The organism is Pedobacter yonginensis (assembly GCF_003173595.1).
Classification (GTDB): domain Bacteria; phylum Bacteroidota; class Bacteroidia; order Sphingobacteriales; family Sphingobacteriaceae; genus Pedobacter; species Pedobacter yonginense.
Genome location: NZ_QGNZ01000005.1, coordinates 97,881 through 111,542 on the forward strand (window position 1 = coordinate 97,881; position 13,662 = coordinate 111,542).

17 protein-coding genes are annotated in these 13,662 nt (G+C 38.0%); 12 read left to right on the forward strand and 5 right to left on the reverse strand.

All coding sequences use genetic code 11. The features are described from left to right. Nucleotides 1–12: 12 nt before the first annotated feature. Genes DHW03_RS18430 through moaCB form a run of 6 tightly spaced genes read left to right on the forward strand, consistent with a single transcriptional unit; the run spans nucleotide 13 to nucleotide 4,682 of the window. Nucleotides 13–1,191, forward strand: coding sequence for a molybdopterin molybdotransferase MoeA (locus DHW03_RS18430; RefSeq protein WP_109927325.1), 1,179 nt, complete (start codon nucleotides 13–15; stop codon nucleotides 1,189–1,191). 7 nt (nucleotides 1,192–1,198) lie between these two features. Next, entirely contained in the window at nucleotides 1,199–1,939 is a 741-nt protein-coding gene (locus DHW03_RS18435; RefSeq protein WP_109927326.1) for a sulfite exporter TauE/SafE family protein, read from the forward strand. A gap of 33 nt (nucleotides 1,940–1,972) precedes the next feature. Next, on the forward strand, nucleotides 1,973–2,206 hold the full coding sequence (locus tag DHW03_RS18440; RefSeq protein ID WP_109927327.1) for a MoaD/ThiS family protein: 234 nt from the start codon (nucleotides 1,973–1,975) through the stop codon (nucleotides 2,204–2,206). A gap of 10 nt (nucleotides 2,207–2,216) precedes the next feature. Next, the gene (locus tag DHW03_RS18445) at nucleotides 2,217–3,335 is read left to right on the forward strand and encodes a HesA/MoeB/ThiF family protein (RefSeq protein WP_109927328.1); all 1,119 of its coding nucleotides are present in this window, start codon (nucleotides 2,217–2,219) and stop codon (nucleotides 3,333–3,335) included. Then, the gene (locus DHW03_RS18450; RefSeq protein WP_109927329.1) at nucleotides 3,332–3,775 is read left to right on the forward strand and encodes a molybdenum cofactor biosynthesis protein MoaE; all 444 of its coding nucleotides are present in this window, start codon (nucleotides 3,332–3,334) and stop codon (nucleotides 3,773–3,775) included. Before DHW03_RS18445 ends, DHW03_RS18450 begins: the two co-directional genes overlap by 4 nt. Nucleotide 3,776: 1 nt before the next feature. Continuing rightward, on the forward strand, nucleotides 3,777–4,682 hold the full coding sequence (gene moaCB / locus DHW03_RS18455) for a bifunctional molybdenum cofactor biosynthesis protein MoaC/MoaB (RefSeq protein ID WP_109927330.1): 906 nt from the start codon (nucleotides 3,777–3,779) through the stop codon (nucleotides 4,680–4,682). Nucleotides 4,683–4,719: 37 nt separating this feature from the next. On the opposite strand, the gene DHW03_RS18460 is transcribed toward moaCB, so the two are convergent. Then, nucleotides 4,720–4,971 (reverse strand): hypothetical protein, encoded by a 252-nt coding sequence (locus DHW03_RS18460; protein WP_109927331.1) that lies wholly within the window; start codon nucleotides 4,969–4,971, stop codon nucleotides 4,720–4,722. Nucleotides 4,972–5,188: 217 nt separating this feature from the next. Here DHW03_RS18460 and DHW03_RS18465 point away from each other — a divergent pair, with 217 nt between their 5' ends. Genes DHW03_RS18465 through DHW03_RS18475 form a run of 3 tightly spaced genes read left to right on the forward strand, consistent with a single transcriptional unit; the run spans nucleotide 5,189 to nucleotide 7,516 of the window. Further along, nucleotides 5,189–5,977, forward strand: a complete 789-nt coding sequence (locus DHW03_RS18465; protein WP_165825465.1) for a DUF1223 domain-containing protein — start codon at nucleotides 5,189–5,191, stop codon at nucleotides 5,975–5,977. 50 nt (nucleotides 5,978–6,027) lie between these two features. Then, entirely contained in the window at nucleotides 6,028–6,744 is a 717-nt protein-coding gene (locus tag DHW03_RS18470) for a cytochrome b/b6 domain-containing protein (RefSeq protein ID WP_109927333.1), read from the forward strand. Then, on the forward strand, nucleotides 6,731–7,516 hold the full coding sequence (locus DHW03_RS18475) for a molybdopterin-dependent oxidoreductase (RefSeq protein WP_109927334.1): 786 nt from the start codon (nucleotides 6,731–6,733) through the stop codon (nucleotides 7,514–7,516). The genes DHW03_RS18470 and DHW03_RS18475 overlap by 14 nt, the downstream gene beginning before the upstream one ends. Nucleotides 7,517–7,537: 21 nt before the next feature. Here the strand turns inward: DHW03_RS18475 and msrA are convergent, their stop codons facing one another. Together msrA and msrB are read right to left on the reverse strand one after the other, a co-directional pair. Beyond that, on the reverse strand, nucleotides 7,538–8,197 hold the full coding sequence (gene msrA, locus DHW03_RS18480; protein ID WP_109927335.1) for a peptide-methionine (S)-S-oxide reductase MsrA: 660 nt from the start codon (nucleotides 8,195–8,197) through the stop codon (nucleotides 7,538–7,540). A gap of 16 nt (nucleotides 8,198–8,213) precedes the next feature. Then, nucleotides 8,214–8,726 (reverse strand): peptide-methionine (R)-S-oxide reductase MsrB, encoded by a 513-nt coding sequence (gene msrB, locus DHW03_RS18485; RefSeq protein ID WP_109927336.1) that lies wholly within the window; start codon nucleotides 8,724–8,726, stop codon nucleotides 8,214–8,216. A 289-nt stretch (nucleotides 8,727–9,015) separates the two neighbouring features. Here msrB and DHW03_RS18490 point away from each other — a divergent pair, with 289 nt between their 5' ends. Beyond that, nucleotides 9,016–10,095 carry a fatty acid desaturase family protein gene (locus tag DHW03_RS18490; RefSeq protein WP_109927337.1) on the forward strand — a complete coding sequence of 360 codons (1,080 nt, stop codon included), beginning with the start codon at nucleotides 9,016–9,018 and terminating at the stop codon, nucleotides 10,093–10,095. A 238-nt stretch (nucleotides 10,096–10,333) separates the two neighbouring features. Here the strand turns inward: DHW03_RS18490 and DHW03_RS18495 are convergent, their stop codons facing one another. Continuing rightward, nucleotides 10,334–10,567: a hypothetical protein gene (locus tag DHW03_RS18495; protein WP_109927338.1), complete on the reverse strand. Its 234-nt coding sequence runs from the start codon at nucleotides 10,565–10,567 to the stop codon at nucleotides 10,334–10,336. Nucleotides 10,568–11,100: 533 nt separating this feature from the next. On the opposite strand from DHW03_RS18495, the gene DHW03_RS18500 reads away from it, so the two are divergent. Next, complete coding sequence (locus DHW03_RS18500; RefSeq protein ID WP_109927339.1) at nucleotides 11,101–11,658, forward strand: hypothetical protein; 558 nt, start codon at nucleotides 11,101–11,103, stop codon at nucleotides 11,656–11,658. 86 nt (nucleotides 11,659–11,744) lie between these two features. Here DHW03_RS18500 and DHW03_RS18505 read toward each other — a convergent pair whose 3' ends face one another. After that, nucleotides 11,745–11,990 carry a hypothetical protein gene (locus DHW03_RS18505; protein WP_109927340.1) on the reverse strand — a complete coding sequence of 82 codons (246 nt, stop codon included), beginning with the start codon at nucleotides 11,988–11,990 and terminating at the stop codon, nucleotides 11,745–11,747. A gap of 338 nt (nucleotides 11,991–12,328) precedes the next feature. Here DHW03_RS18505 and lat point away from each other — a divergent pair, with 338 nt between their 5' ends. Continuing rightward, entirely contained in the window at nucleotides 12,329–13,660 is a 1,332-nt protein-coding gene (gene lat, locus DHW03_RS18510; RefSeq protein ID WP_109927391.1) for an L-lysine 6-transaminase, read from the forward strand. The last annotated feature ends 2 nt before the right edge of the window (nucleotides 13,661–13,662 follow it).

Here is a 13,662-nt window from a genome sequence, read left to right on the forward strand (position 1 = left end):
TTTTAAAAGAACATGATTACAGTAGCAGAAGCCAAAGCCCTAATCGCTGAAAATATTGCATCACTTAATCCATTAAACTTACCCATTGAACAGGCCAGCAGGCATATTTTAGCTGCTGATGTTTTCGCAAAGTACGATATTCCGCAATTCAGACAATCTTCCATGGATGGCTATGCACTTCGATTCGAGGAAAAAGATTTAGCCCTTCAAATTGATGGTGAAATGGCTGCTGGAACCGCTAGCCCACTTAGCTTAGCACCAGGAAAAACAGCTAGAATTTTTACGGGTGCGCCACTTCCAGATGGTGCAGATACCGTAGTGATGCAAGAAAAGGTTTCTTTGAGTGAAGGAAAGTTAACTGTTTTAGATGATCGCCTTCAAGAGGGTGTTAATGTTCGGGCTGTAGGCTCAGAAATAAAAGCGAATGCCTTAGCCATGCACAAAGGCAGCATATTAAGCCCGGCCGCAATTGGCTTCTTGGCCGGAATAGGCATTACAGAAGTACCGGTTTATCCGCTCCCTACAGTTTCCATCATTGTTACGGGAAAGGAACTTCAATCGCCGGGAGAGGAATTGGGTTTTGGTCAGGTGTACGAGTCAAACTCTTATTCGTTGAGCGCCGCTTTAAAACAAGCAGGCATCATAAAAGTTGATGTGATTTGTGCAGATGATGATTTGGAAATTTTAACGGGGATTTTAGATGATGCATTGAAAAATAGTGATGTGGTTTTACTAACTGGCGGCGTAAGTGTAGGTGATTACGATTTCGTGCTTGAGGCTTCAAAAAGGTGCAAGGTGAATCAAATTTTTCATAAGGTGAAACAGAGACCAGGTAAGCCACTTTTCTTCGGTATGCAGGGTGCAAAACCCGTATTTGGTCTGCCCGGTAATCCATCATCCGTGTTAAGTTGCTTTTACAACTATGTTTTGCCGGCTTTGTTTCAGATGGCGCGAAAGGAAAATCCGGTAAAAGAAATCTATGCAAAACTGACCGCAGCATACAACAAACCATCAGGATTAAGCCATTTCTTAAAGGGGACTTATCAAAATGGATTAGCCACGCCATTGAGCGCACAAGAATCCTTCCGATTAAGCTCTTTCGCCTATGCAAATTGCCTAATTTGCCTTAATGAGGGCGTAGAACAATTCGAAAAAGGTGACCACGTAACCATTTTATTAATCCCCGATTAATTATTCCATGCAGGCAGAAATTTTACTTTTTTTTGGTTTATTGTTTACCGTTGCATTTCTATATGCATCTGTGGGGCATGGTGGGGCAAGTGGGTATTTGGCATTAATGGCTATTTTCGCCATTTCACCATTGGTGATGAAACCAACTGCTTTACTGCTAAATTTATTTGTTTCATCTGTTTCATTCATACAATTTTATAGGGGTGGGCATTTTAAATGGAAAGTATTTTGGCCATTTGCCCTATCCTCCATCCCACTCTCTTTCGTTGGGGGCACAATGGCTATCGATAGCAACATCTATAAGAAGATTTTGGGTGCATTACTGCTTATTCCCGTAATTCGTTTTTTCTTTTTCAAAAATACCGATCCAAAGGATTTCAGACCGCCAAATTTTGCGCTATCACTATTAATTGGGGGCATAATTGGCTTACTATCAGGCATGATTGGAATTGGAGGTGGCATTATTCTGTCTCCAATTTTACTACTTTTAAAATGGACCGATCAAAAACAAACCGCAGCAATAAGTGCAGCATTTATATTTGTAAATTCGGTAGCTGGCTTAGGTGGTCAATTGATAAAAGGAATTAATTTCAGTACGGATATGATAGCCTATGTTGTTGTAGCCTTTGTGGGTGGTTTACTTGGCGCTTATTTCGGTGCACTTAAATTCCCACAAACCTTACTTAAAAATGTTTTGGCCTGTGTACTTGCATTAGCAGCCTATAAATTATTATTCACTTATGCATAACATAAAATTTAACCCATCAGGTAAATTAGCGAAATGGAAATTCAATTACTAAGCTTCGGCAAAATAGCCGAAATTATAACCGTTAAACATGTAAATATCGAGGGTATTTCAGATACCGATGGATTGAAATCACATCTCGAAGCACAATTTCCTGAATTGAAAAACGTGAAATATAAACTCGCTGTAAATAAGCTAATTGTACAAAGCAACACAAGTCTTACCCATCATGCAACTGTAGCAATTATGCCCCCATTTTCTGGAGGATAAACCTGTACCAATGGATACCGAACGATACAACAGACAGCTCATTTTAAAAGGATTTGGAGAAACCGCCCAACAGAAACTTGCTGATGCAAAGGTGCTGATTATTGGTGTGGGCGGATTAGGCTGTCCGGCATTGCAGTACCTTGTGGCCTCAGGAATTGGCAAAATTGGTATGGTAGATGGAGATCGCGTATCGCTCAGCAATTTGCATCGGCAAATATTGTTTACCACAGCCGATGTTGGAAAACTGAAAGTGGAAGTTGCCAGCAAGAGGCTGAATGAACTAAACCCTCAAATCGGAATTGAAGCTTATCCAAATTTTATTACCCAGACAAATGCTTTACAAATCTTCAGCCAGTACGATTTGATTATAGATGGAACAGATAATTTTGAATCACGATATTTAATAAATGATGCCTGCGCCTTACTCCAAAAACCTTTAATTTTCGCTGCGGTTTCTGGTTTTGAAGGCCAATTGGCCATTTTTAACATCGAAGATCAGAATGGAGTGAAAACCAATTACCGTGATTTATTCCCAATTCAACCCGGTAAAGGAGAAATTCCAAACTGTGCAGAAAATGGCATTTTAGGTGTTTTGCCAGGCATCATCGGAACCATGATGGCAACAGAAGCCATCAAATTAATTACCGGAATTGGCGAAGCATTAATCAATCAAATACTAAACTATAACCTTTTAAATCAACAGGTTTACACGATAACCATAACCCCCTCACCGAACAACACCTATAAATTACCCTCCAACCAAAACGAGTTTTTAAACATGAATTACGGCAGCAATGTACAGAGCAAAGCAAAACAAGTGGTTGAAATTGATATTGATGAATTCGAAAATCTTCAGAAAAAAAAATCTACATTGATTATTGACGTAAGAGAAACTTATGAAGTGCCTGTATTGAATTTATCCGATTATAAACAAGTGCCCATGTCTGTTTTCGAAAGTTTTTTAAATCAGGATATCGAACAAGAAAACATTGTTTTGCTTTGCCAACACGGCATTAGAAGTTTGGCGGCGGCTGAAGAGCTACACGAAAAATATGGCGATAAAAAACACATATACAGCTTAAAAGGAGGCGTAATACGCTGGAAAAAATATTTTACCACAACACCATGAGCGAGAAAAAAATTAAAAATATATTTGTAGAAGGCGCAATTAGTCCACAATTTATTGCCGAAAGCATTGCCAAACACAGTTCGAAAACTGAAATTGGTGGACATGGCATTTTCCTTGGTCAGGTAAGGAAAGACAAAATTGACGAAAACACAGTGGCAGCAATAGAATATACCGCTTTCGAAGATCTGGCTCTTGAAAAAATGCACCTCATTAGAGAAGATATTTTCGAAAAATATCCCTTAACCTGCATGCACATTTACCAATCATTAGGCACCGTAAAGGCGGGAGAAATCTGTTTGTTCGTTTTCACTTCATCAGCGCATCGCAAACCAGCCATCGCGGCTTGCGAGGAGGTTGTAGAACGACTAAAGGCTGAACTGCCAATTTGGGGCAAAGAAATTTTTGAAGACGGATCACATCAATGGAAAGAAAATAAATAACATGGTTAACATTACATCCAAATCCAATACCCTCAGAGTTGCAATTGCTACGGCTACCGTACGCGTATCCAAAATCGAAACCATTGAAGCCATACAAAACCGCAAGGTTCCAAAAGGCGATGTATTTGAATTCGCCAGAGCAGCTGGCCTATTGGGTGTAAAAAAAACCAGTGATGTGATTCCAGATTGCCATCCCCTACCTGTAGAATTTACCGCCATTACCTACGAAATTGAAGGTTTAACCGTTGTTATTTCTGTTGAAGTGCATACCATTTATAAAACTGGTGTTGAGGTAGAAGCCATGCACGGTGCTGCGGTTACCGCCTTAACCATGTACGATATGCTAAAACCGATTGATAAAGGGGTAGAGATAGAATCAGTTAAATTGCTTAAGAAATCTGGCGGAAAAACAGATTTCAACAAGAACGATTTTGCACACTTAAAAGCTGGCGTAGTGGTGTGTTCAGATACCATTTCTGCTGGTCAAGGAGAAGATAGATCGGGCAAAGCAATTATTGCCAAATTGGAATCTTTTGGAATAGAAAGCACACATTATGAAGTCATTGCAGATGATTTTGAGATCATACAAAATCAGGTTAAACAACTTACAGAAAAAGTACAGCTTCTAATTTTTACCGGTGGTACAGGCTTATCGCCGAGAGATGTAACGTTCGATGCCATTGAACCGCTGATTGAGCAACCAATAGATGGGATAATGGAAACGGCCAGGCGCTATGGACAAGAAAGAATGCCATTTGCCATGCTATCTAGAGGTGTGGCAGGCTTAATCGGTCAAACTTTGGTTATGGCTTTCCCAGGGTCGGTTAAGGGGGCACAAGAGAGTATGGATGCATTATTCCCTCAGGTATTGCATGTATTTAAGGTAATGAAAGGCGATCGGCATTAAAAAATTGGCAGGAAGAAAAACCCTTCCTGCCAAGAAACTACATTTTGCCTTTTGACATTTTGTCTTTTGCCATTTTTGATTGCTCCATTTTGGCTTTTTTCGTGGTATCTGCCTTCATTTTAGACATCTTATCCACCTTCTTCTTCTCCATTTTATCGGTTTTCATTTTAGACATTTTGTCTTTTTCCTGCAAAGGACCATTTGATGCAAAGGTTGAAAACGATACGCTGGCCACCACCAATGCAGAAAGAATTAATTTACCTACTGATTTTAAAATTTGATTTTTCATGTTTTATGAGTTTTGTATATCCGCTTAGTCGAAAACCTTTTCAATACCTTACATAAAAACATTTTTTGTTCTCTTTCCTGTAAAGTGTAAATTAAATGCCCATAAATTACCGATCTTGTTAGAAGTCTAGCCAGTAGAATGATTTCCTCAATCACCTCATTTATTTTTATTTTGTAAGGTTTAGGATGCTCAACCGACTAAGTATAAAATGATCATCATGATAAAGAACATAATATTGCCTGTTATTGCATTTGGGATAATTGGCTTAGGATTGGCTTTTAATCCTGTAAATAAAGACACATCAAAAACAATAAATACTGCACCAACTGGATTTGCCGTCGTTGAGTTGTTCACATCAGAAGGGTGCTCCAGTTGCCCACCAGCCGATGCACTTATTGCAAAAATCGAAAAAGAAAGTGCTGGTAAGCCTATCTACATTTTAGCCTATCATGTAGATTATTGGGATAGGCTAGGCTGGAAAGATACATTTAGCGATGCCAAATTTTCTGCAAGGCAAAACCGTTACGCCAATTGGTTAAATTTAAAAAGCGTTTATACACCTCAAATCGTGGTTAATGGCGATCAAGAATTTGTCGGTTCAAACGAAGTAACATTACGCAAAAGCCTGGCTACCGAACTTGCAAAGCCCTCAAGCCAGAATTTGGAAATTTCTTTAAGCAGATCGGATAATCACAATTTGAGCATAAGCTATAAAACAAACCAAAAAACCGATGACTACAATTTAGTAGTGGCTTTGGTGAGCCCAATGGCAACAAACAAAATATTAAGGGGCGAAAATAAAGGCAGAACGCTTGCTCATATTCAAATCGTTCAACAGTTTGAATCCATCCCTATTAAAGGCAACACCAACGGAACTGCCAACATTGCACTCGCCCGGGCAAAGCAAAATGATGCTTTACAAGTCATTTGTTTCTTGCAAAACAACACCACAGGCAAAATAACAGCAGCATCCAAATTAAATACGAGAGAATTGCAAACTGATTGATAAATCCAACTCGATAAATTTCCAGTATATTACATGTAAATCAAGCTCTGATGAAAGAAATAAAAGAAAAGCATTCATTCTTAATGCGTTGGACCCATTGGGTCAATTTTCCGGTGCTTACCATTATGATTTGGAGTGGACTATTTATCTATTGGGCAAATGATGCGTATGGCATTTCTATTTTCGGGTTTAGTTTGATAAAATTTTTCCCCCAATGGTTTTACAATTATTTTCACATCCCACACCGGCTAGCAGAAGGCATGGCCTATCACTTTCTATTTATGTGGTTCTTTTTCATTAATGGATTGCTTTATATCGCCTATACCATTTTTTCGGGTGCTTGGAGAGAACTGATTCCGAAGCGAAATTCTTTTAAAGAAGCCTGGTTGGTGCTACTGCACGATTTGCACATTCGAAAAACCATCCCCCCACAAAAAAAATATAACGCCGCCCAAAGAATTGCCTACACCGCCATAATTGTAATGGGCATTGGTTCAATCGCCACCGGCTTAGCCATTTATAAACCTGTTCAATTTTATTGGCTTTGCTGGCTCTGCGGTGGTTACCATTTTGCAAGAATCATTCACTTTACCCTAACCATTGGCTACGTACTCTTTTTTGTCATCCACATTGTTCAGGTTGCGCTTGCCGGTTGGAACAATTTCCGATCCGTTATTTCTGGCTTTGAGGTGATTGATTCTTCAGCTAAAAACAAATCTAATAACCTACCTGTAGAAAAAGTTAAGGAGAAAAATGGAAACGACTAATCAAAACAAAGAACAGCTTAGTGTAGAGCAAAAAATAAAACGTAGAAATTTTATTTCGTTTGGCGTTTTTTTCGCACTCGGTGGAACCGCCGTAGCCGGATGGAAATGGCTGTTAAACTCGCCGGATGAAGTAGCTGGCGTTACAGCCAATGCGAAGGCACCGTTAAGAAGAGCATTGAACAAAACAGAACTTTTCTTTCGCAACTTTTACAGCAATAAGCATCTGGTTAAAACCTATCCAACATCCAGAGCAGCCAAAAATGTTCGTGTAAATAGCTTAATCGGAATAAATGATGATGAAGATTTCGATGCGAAAAACTGGCATTTGGCCGTTAAATTAAATAACCTGCAAACGCTAAACATTAATATTGATGAAATTAAAGCCTTGCCGAAAACGGAAATTGTTTTTGACTTTAAGTGTGTTGAGGGTTGGGATCAAATTCAACATTGGGGAGGCGTTAAATTGAGCGACTTTTTAGCGCACTTTAAACTGATTGAACAAAGCAAAAAACAATACATGGGCTTAGAAACCCCCAACGGAAAATATTATGTAGGCTTAGAAATGGAATGTGTGCTGCATCCACAAACCCTACTGGCTTATGAAATGAATAATCAACCCATTTCAATGGAGCATGGTGCCCCTTTAAGATTGATTGTTCCCGTTAAATATGGAATAAAGAACCTCAAAAGAATTGGCACCATGTCGTTTAGCAATGCCCGCCCTAAGGATTATTGGGCAGAACAGGGTTACGATTATTATTCAGGACTTTAATAAAAAAGCATGCTACCTGCATTACTTTCCTAGAAACTCTGGCTTAATTAAAGCGCTCATACTTTTTCTAAGTTTCATCACTTTTGGGGCAGATACATTTTGAATATATGAACTGCTGGGATGCAACTTATAATAGCCTTGGTGATAATTTTCCGCCGGGTAAATCACTTTAAAAGGCTCAACCTCCGTAACAATCGGATTTGAGTAGTGATGACTTGCATTCACTTTAGCAATTACACTTTTAAGTGTTGTTTGTTCTTCAGGCGTTCTATAAAAAGCAATTGAACGATAATCTTCGCCCTCATCTGGGCCTTGGCGATTTAAGGTAGTTGGATCATGTGCATAGAAAAACGCTTCTACAAGCTGTGCGTAACTAATCACTTTTGGATTGTAATACACCTGAACAGATTCTGCATGCCCGGTATTGTCAGCACATACCTGCTCGTATGTGGGGTTTTTAACCGTTCCGCCTGCATATCCGGATACCACCTTGGTTACGCCCTTCAACTCACTTAAGCCTTCTGATAGCGCCCAAAAGCATCCCCCGCCAAAAGTAGCAACTTTTTCATCAGCCTGCGGGACAGGCAATTTGGCAAAGGCATTCCCGTTTTTTGTCGATTGACCATTTGCACATGCACTTAATAAAAGCAGTGCACAGATCCATATTTTATTTAGTTTCATAACGATGTCTGAATAATTATTTTGCTGGAATAAACTTCAAAGCGTAAGAGTTCATGCAATATCTTTTTCCGGTTGGCTTTGGCCCATCATCAAAAACATGGCCTAAATGCAAGCCTGTGCTGGCTTCTATCACTTCATCTCTATCCATGCCGTAAGATGAATCATGAACAACTTTAACTGCTTTTGGATCAATCGGTTGGTAAAAACTTGGCCAACCTGTTCCCGATTCAAATTTTGTATCAGAAGAAAAAAGCGGTTTCCCCGTTGCCGCACTAACATAAATGCCTTTTTTGTGGTTATTCCAATATGGGTTTTTGTAGGGTGTTTCCGTACCGCTATTGACCATAATTTCGTAACTATTGGCAGAAAGTTGCTTTTTCCAATAGGCATTGGGTTTGGCTTCTGGATATAACTTTGTATTCTCAGATCGACTACCACCCGTGGCTGATTTTTGACCTGAAGGATTTTGGCTACAAGCATTCAATGCCAAGGCCAAAAGTGGGATCATTAAAAATTTTATCTTTTTCATATTGTATTAGTCGGATTGTAAGGGCATACCTTACAGTTGTGATTTAAATAACTGCTTATATATCAACAAATACGAGTAAAGTTTAAATTCAGTTCTTAGCCGAAGCGAAAGATGAATTAACCGTGACTTGTTTAAACCGTTGGGCTATAATCGGCCGTATTAAAAAACTAAAGGCTTAACTTTTCCGTTTATAATATAGTAAGTGTAACTTGCGAGTTAAAGTAAAATAAATCAACTTACTGATCCTGGAATTAAAAGTCTGCGAACATGAGTACAGCACCGATAGTCCATGAAATCAAAAGCGAAGTTCCCATCTGCCACCGGAACCACATTCTACTCTGAAGTTAGAAAAAAAGTTAATGCCCATTTTAAAGATCAAAATATAAGCACCCATGCAAATGTGGCCATGTGGTTTAAAACCAGTTTATTTTTAAGCTTGTTTTTATTTCTGTATCTGTCGATTTTATTATTGCCATTAAATTTAATCATTTTAACTGGCATGGCTATTTTGCTTGGGGTTACTTCGGCATTTATCGGTTTTAACGTTTGCCATGATGCCATTCACAATTCGTTTTCAAAACACAAATCGGTCAATCAGTTTTTTAGTTTTTTATTTCACATGGTCGGTGCAAACCCATACGTTTGGAACATCACACACAATGTTGTTCACCACACCTATACTAACATACCTGGGCATGATGAAGATATTGAAGTTGCACCCGGTTTAATCAGAATTTCTTCAGAGGATGAGCTTAAACCCCACCAACGTTTTCAACATTGGTATGCTTTCCCCTTGTATAGTTTGGCTTCATTATCATGGATTTTTAGAAAAGATTACAAAAAATTCTTCCAAAAAAGCGTTGGCGCATGCGAAAACAAACATCCCAAAATACAGTACTTCAATCTGTTTTTTTATAAAGCGCTATATTACTTTATGTTTATTGGCCTGCCCTTGTTGGTAATGGATGTTGCTTGGTGGCAAATTACAATTGGCTTCGTGGTGTTGCATTTGGCACAAGGTTTAACCATGGGCTTGGTTTTCCAGTTGGCACACGTGGTAGAAGGCACCATTTTTCCATCACCAAATATTAATGGGAACATGGAAGAGGCCTGGGCAGAACACCAAATGCGTACAACGGCTAATTTTGCCACGCAATGTAAGTTTGCAGCCTTTTTCCTAGGCGGACTTAACCGCCAAATAGAACACCATCTCTTCCCTAAAATTTGTCACATTCATTACGGGAAGGTATCGCTGATTGTGAAAGAAACCGCTCTAGAGTACGGCATGCCTTACCATGAAAGTAAAACTTTTGGCGCTGCATTGAGGTCACATTATCTGGTTTTAAAGAAAATGGGGAAAGCCCAATAACATTTGTTCAATCACAATTCAATATTCTAATATCCTAGTAATGATTTGCTTACACAAGCTAAGGTCGGCTCAAGACCTAAGGGCAAAAAGATAATCAAAGCAATTTCCGTTAAGGTGTTAAAATCAATTCAGCGGGAATGGACAAATTTGAAAAAAGGATTATATAAATTAATCACCATCAATTTATTGGAGCGTTTTAGCTCTTTTTGAAAGATATTTTTGTGATCCCGAGCTTAGATTACCGATTTAGGTGTAGCTCATTCCTGTAAATCTTAAGCGCAAGTTCAAAATCTTTTTTGTCAACATAAATTTCATCATTCTTAAAAGGTGAAGCAACGGGAGCGGTAAATAGTGTGATCTCCTTATTTATATGACTAATCTCGTGCACGTGTAGTATTTCTTGAAATTCTTCAGGCGTTAATAAAAACTTCATGCAAGCATCGCGTCGGGTATAGTAAGATTCTGTATTCATTAGTTACAATAAGTTTCGCCTATATGGCTAAAAGTGCTCCTCGTAAAAATCAGGTCGTGGTTCCGAATCCTGCTTTGAATTTTAAAGAAGCTCTATATAAAATTTAGGGCTAAACAACAATAAATTCTTCTACAAGCGGCCAAGTTTAACAACTGTGCGCTTAAGAAGCACTATGAATTTTTTGATATGATTAGTAACAAGGTGAATTACGTAAAGTTTAGTTTAATTGCAAAAAATTAACAACTTGTAGTAGTAATTAGCCTATAAATCCTTTAAAATTATCATTTTATAACCTTTAATTCTGGTCAAAATGGATAAAACTACAAGGCTGTATAATCTTCTAGTTTAGAAACAATAGGCAAGAACTACAGCCTTTTATTAATCAGAATACCCTTACTGTATCTACACAAATGCGTCGAAAATAACTAAACTTACTGAATCATCTGCTTAACGTCATAATCCAGTTTAACTGCATCTAAACCGCCATTTTAAATGATAACTTGCAGCATTATTCCCTTGTTACTTAACCAAAAATGAACATCCAAGTTTTCTTAATTAGCATCTTAATTTTCCTTTCTACACACCTAGAAACCACCCCTCCCATAAAAGTTTTACGCAATACAACTAGTCGAGATTTTTTTAAAGACACCAAATATGTGCATACTGCTTGGTTGGGTTTTCTTCAATCTAAAGATTCGAAAAAATTGATTAGCAATGTGCCCATGTTTATTTACGATAATAAAGCCGATGGCTACGGCAAAATTGTATGTGTACCCAAATCATTAGAAGGCTGGAATGCAAAGTTTAAGGGAAAAACAAAAGCGGAGAAAATATCAATCGGAAGAACTTTGTTCAATGGTATTTTAAACAATTCTATCGGCGACAACAATTTTACAATCTATACCTTCTTCACCAATACCAATGAGCTTGATAACACCGCCGATTTGCAAAAAGGAAGTTATCCCAAATTTCCAAGTACGGTGTACATTTATGAAAAAACGGGCACTAAATGGAATTTGGTAACTCAAAAAGCAGTCAGAACGGTTGCCGAATACAGCGACCTCCAATTCAAAATTGCCAAGGGCTTGTAATACAAGCTTTAACTTAAAAATTGTACCACAAAAAAAGCCCTTAGATAAAAATCTAAAGGCTTACTACTTAAAAATAATAATACAATCTAATTGTGTAAAATATCGTCTATTAGGGCATTAATACCATCTATAAAATGTGTTTTGCCCTCATTAAAAGTTTCCGGGGAAGAAAACTCGGAAATAATTTCATTGACTTGATTTTCTTTAACTTTCTCGTCTATACCCTTAAACTGGCTGGCCAAGAAATAAGAATTCATATCACCAAAGCCCCTCAATTGCTTAACTTTTGCAAGGAAGGTATTTAACATTTGAACTTTATTAAGCGTTTCCATACACAAACATAATAAAACATATAATTAATACTACAGAAATAAACCTTAATTGGTTAATTTAATGATATATATCAATAAGTATTATTGTTATTGGCTTCAATTCCGTTAATCAAGCTATAATTTATGTCGTGTACAACGTTCAGGATGGAAATAATAAGCATCAATTTGATCATCTCTTCAGAAAAAAGTTTTCCACATTTATTAAAAAGATGTCTGTGTAGGGGCAAAATCATACTTTAAACAGTTTAAACCTATTTTTGCTCTTCGAGTACAAAAAGGGCTTAAATTTTGATTCTAGGCACATTTCGCTAAATTTGAAAAACATCAAAACCAAATTTATGTACCAATTAACAATACCTGCAGATCAAGTTAACGAAGCACTTAGTAAACATATTTTAGCTGACGGTTTCGACCTTACCTATGATATGGAAAAAAGTAAGGGGGCATATATTTACGATTCGAAATACAACCGTACACTGCTCGATTTTTTTACCTGTTTTGCTTCGGTGCCATTAGGGTACAATCATCCAAAAATGATTAACGATGAAGCCTTCAAAAAAAATCTACTACAAGCAGCCATGGCCAATCCATCAAATTCTGATGTATATACCCAACAATATGCACAATTTGTAGAAACCTTTTCCAAAATCGGCATTCCAGATTATCTGCCCCATGCTTTCTTTATTGCAGGTGGTGGTTTGGCCGTCGAAAATGCCATTAAAGTTGCTATGGACTGGAAGGTTCAAAAGAATTTTGCAAAAGGATATACAGCAGAGAAAGGTTTTAAGGTACTTCACTTTGAGCGCGCCTTTCACGGTCGTACAGGATATACCTTAAGTTTAACCAATACCTTGCCAGATAAAACCAAATGGTTTGCCAAATTCGATTGGCCGAGGGTAAGTATTCCACAAGTTAAATTTCCACTTCAAGGTGATCATCTAGATCAGGCCATACATACGGAAGAAACATCTATAGCACAGATTAAACAAGCCTTCGCCGAGAATAAAGACGAAATTTGTGCGATTATTATAGAACCCATCCAATCTGAAGGTGGCGATAATCATTTACGTGAGGAATTTTTAATTCAACTTAAAACCTTGGCAGATGAAAATGAGGCGTTTCTAATTTATGATGAGGTACAAACGGGCGTTGGTTTAACCGGTAAATTTTGGTGCCACCAACACTTTAGCGAAAAAGCACGGCCAGATATTGTTGCCTTTGGCAAGAAAATGCAGGTTTGCGGAATTTTGGTTGGCGATAAGGTGAATCAAATTGAGAACAATGTATTTAGAGTTCCAAGCAGAATTAACTCAACATGGGGTGGGAATTTGGTTGATATGGTGCGCGCTACCCAAATTCTACAAATTGTAGAAGAAGACCAACTTTGCGATAATGCCACAAAGGTTGGAGCTTATTTAAAAGAAAACCTCGAAAACCTTGCCCACAAATACGATAAAATGAGCAATGTACGTGGAAGAGGCTTATTGTGCGCGTTCGATTTCCCTACAAAAGACATGAGAAATCAATTCATAAGCAAAGGATTAGACCATAACGTTATGTTTTTAGGCTGTGGCGAAAAAACCATTCGCTTCCGCCCCGCCCTTTGCATTGAGCAAAAACATATTGACGAGGGTTTGACGGTTATGGAAAAAATATTGCCTTTATTGTAAGC

What these genes read in the sequence shown, in the direction of transcription:
- DHW03_RS18430 (WP_109927325.1), top strand. Translation starts at nt 13, where the DNA reads ATGATTACAGTAGCAGAAGCCAAAGCCCTAATCGCTGAAAATATTGCA.
- DHW03_RS18435 (WP_109927326.1), top strand. Translation starts at nt 1,199, where the DNA reads ATGCAGGCAGAAATTTTACTTTTTTTTGGTTTATTGTTTACCGTTGCA.
- DHW03_RS18440 (WP_109927327.1), top strand. Translation starts at nt 1,973, where the DNA reads ATGGAAATTCAATTACTAAGCTTCGGCAAAATAGCCGAAATTATAACC.
- DHW03_RS18445 (WP_109927328.1), top strand. Translation starts at nt 2,217, where the DNA reads ATGGATACCGAACGATACAACAGACAGCTCATTTTAAAAGGATTTGGA.
- DHW03_RS18450 (WP_109927329.1), top strand. Translation starts at nt 3,332, where the DNA reads ATGAGCGAGAAAAAAATTAAAAATATATTTGTAGAAGGCGCAATTAGT.
- moaCB (WP_109927330.1), top strand. Translation starts at nt 3,777, where the DNA reads ATGGTTAACATTACATCCAAATCCAATACCCTCAGAGTTGCAATTGCT.
- DHW03_RS18460 (WP_109927331.1), bottom strand. Translation starts at nt 4,971, where the DNA reads ATGAAAAATCAAATTTTAAAATCAGTAGGTAAATTAATTCTTTCTGCA.
- DHW03_RS18465 (WP_165825465.1), top strand. Translation starts at nt 5,189, where the DNA reads ATGATAAAGAACATAATATTGCCTGTTATTGCATTTGGGATAATTGGC.
- DHW03_RS18470 (WP_109927333.1), top strand. Translation starts at nt 6,028, where the DNA reads ATGAAAGAAATAAAAGAAAAGCATTCATTCTTAATGCGTTGGACCCAT.
- DHW03_RS18475 (WP_109927334.1), top strand. Translation starts at nt 6,731, where the DNA reads ATGGAAACGACTAATCAAAACAAAGAACAGCTTAGTGTAGAGCAAAAA.
- msrA (WP_109927335.1), bottom strand. Translation starts at nt 8,197, where the DNA reads ATGAAACTAAATAAAATATGGATCTGTGCACTGCTTTTATTAAGTGCA.
- msrB (WP_109927336.1), bottom strand. Translation starts at nt 8,726, where the DNA reads ATGAAAAAGATAAAATTTTTAATGATCCCACTTTTGGCCTTGGCATTG.
- DHW03_RS18490 (WP_109927337.1), top strand. Translation starts at nt 9,016, where the DNA reads ATGAAATCAAAAGCGAAGTTCCCATCTGCCACCGGAACCACATTCTAC.
- DHW03_RS18495 (WP_109927338.1), bottom strand. Translation starts at nt 10,567, where the DNA reads ATGAATACAGAATCTTACTATACCCGACGCGATGCTTGCATGAAGTTT.
- DHW03_RS18500 (WP_109927339.1), top strand. Translation starts at nt 11,101, where the DNA reads ATGAACATCCAAGTTTTCTTAATTAGCATCTTAATTTTCCTTTCTACA.
- DHW03_RS18505 (WP_109927340.1), bottom strand. Translation starts at nt 11,990, where the DNA reads ATGGAAACGCTTAATAAAGTTCAAATGTTAAATACCTTCCTTGCAAAA.
- lat (WP_109927391.1), top strand. Translation starts at nt 12,329, where the DNA reads ATGTACCAATTAACAATACCTGCAGATCAAGTTAACGAAGCACTTAGT.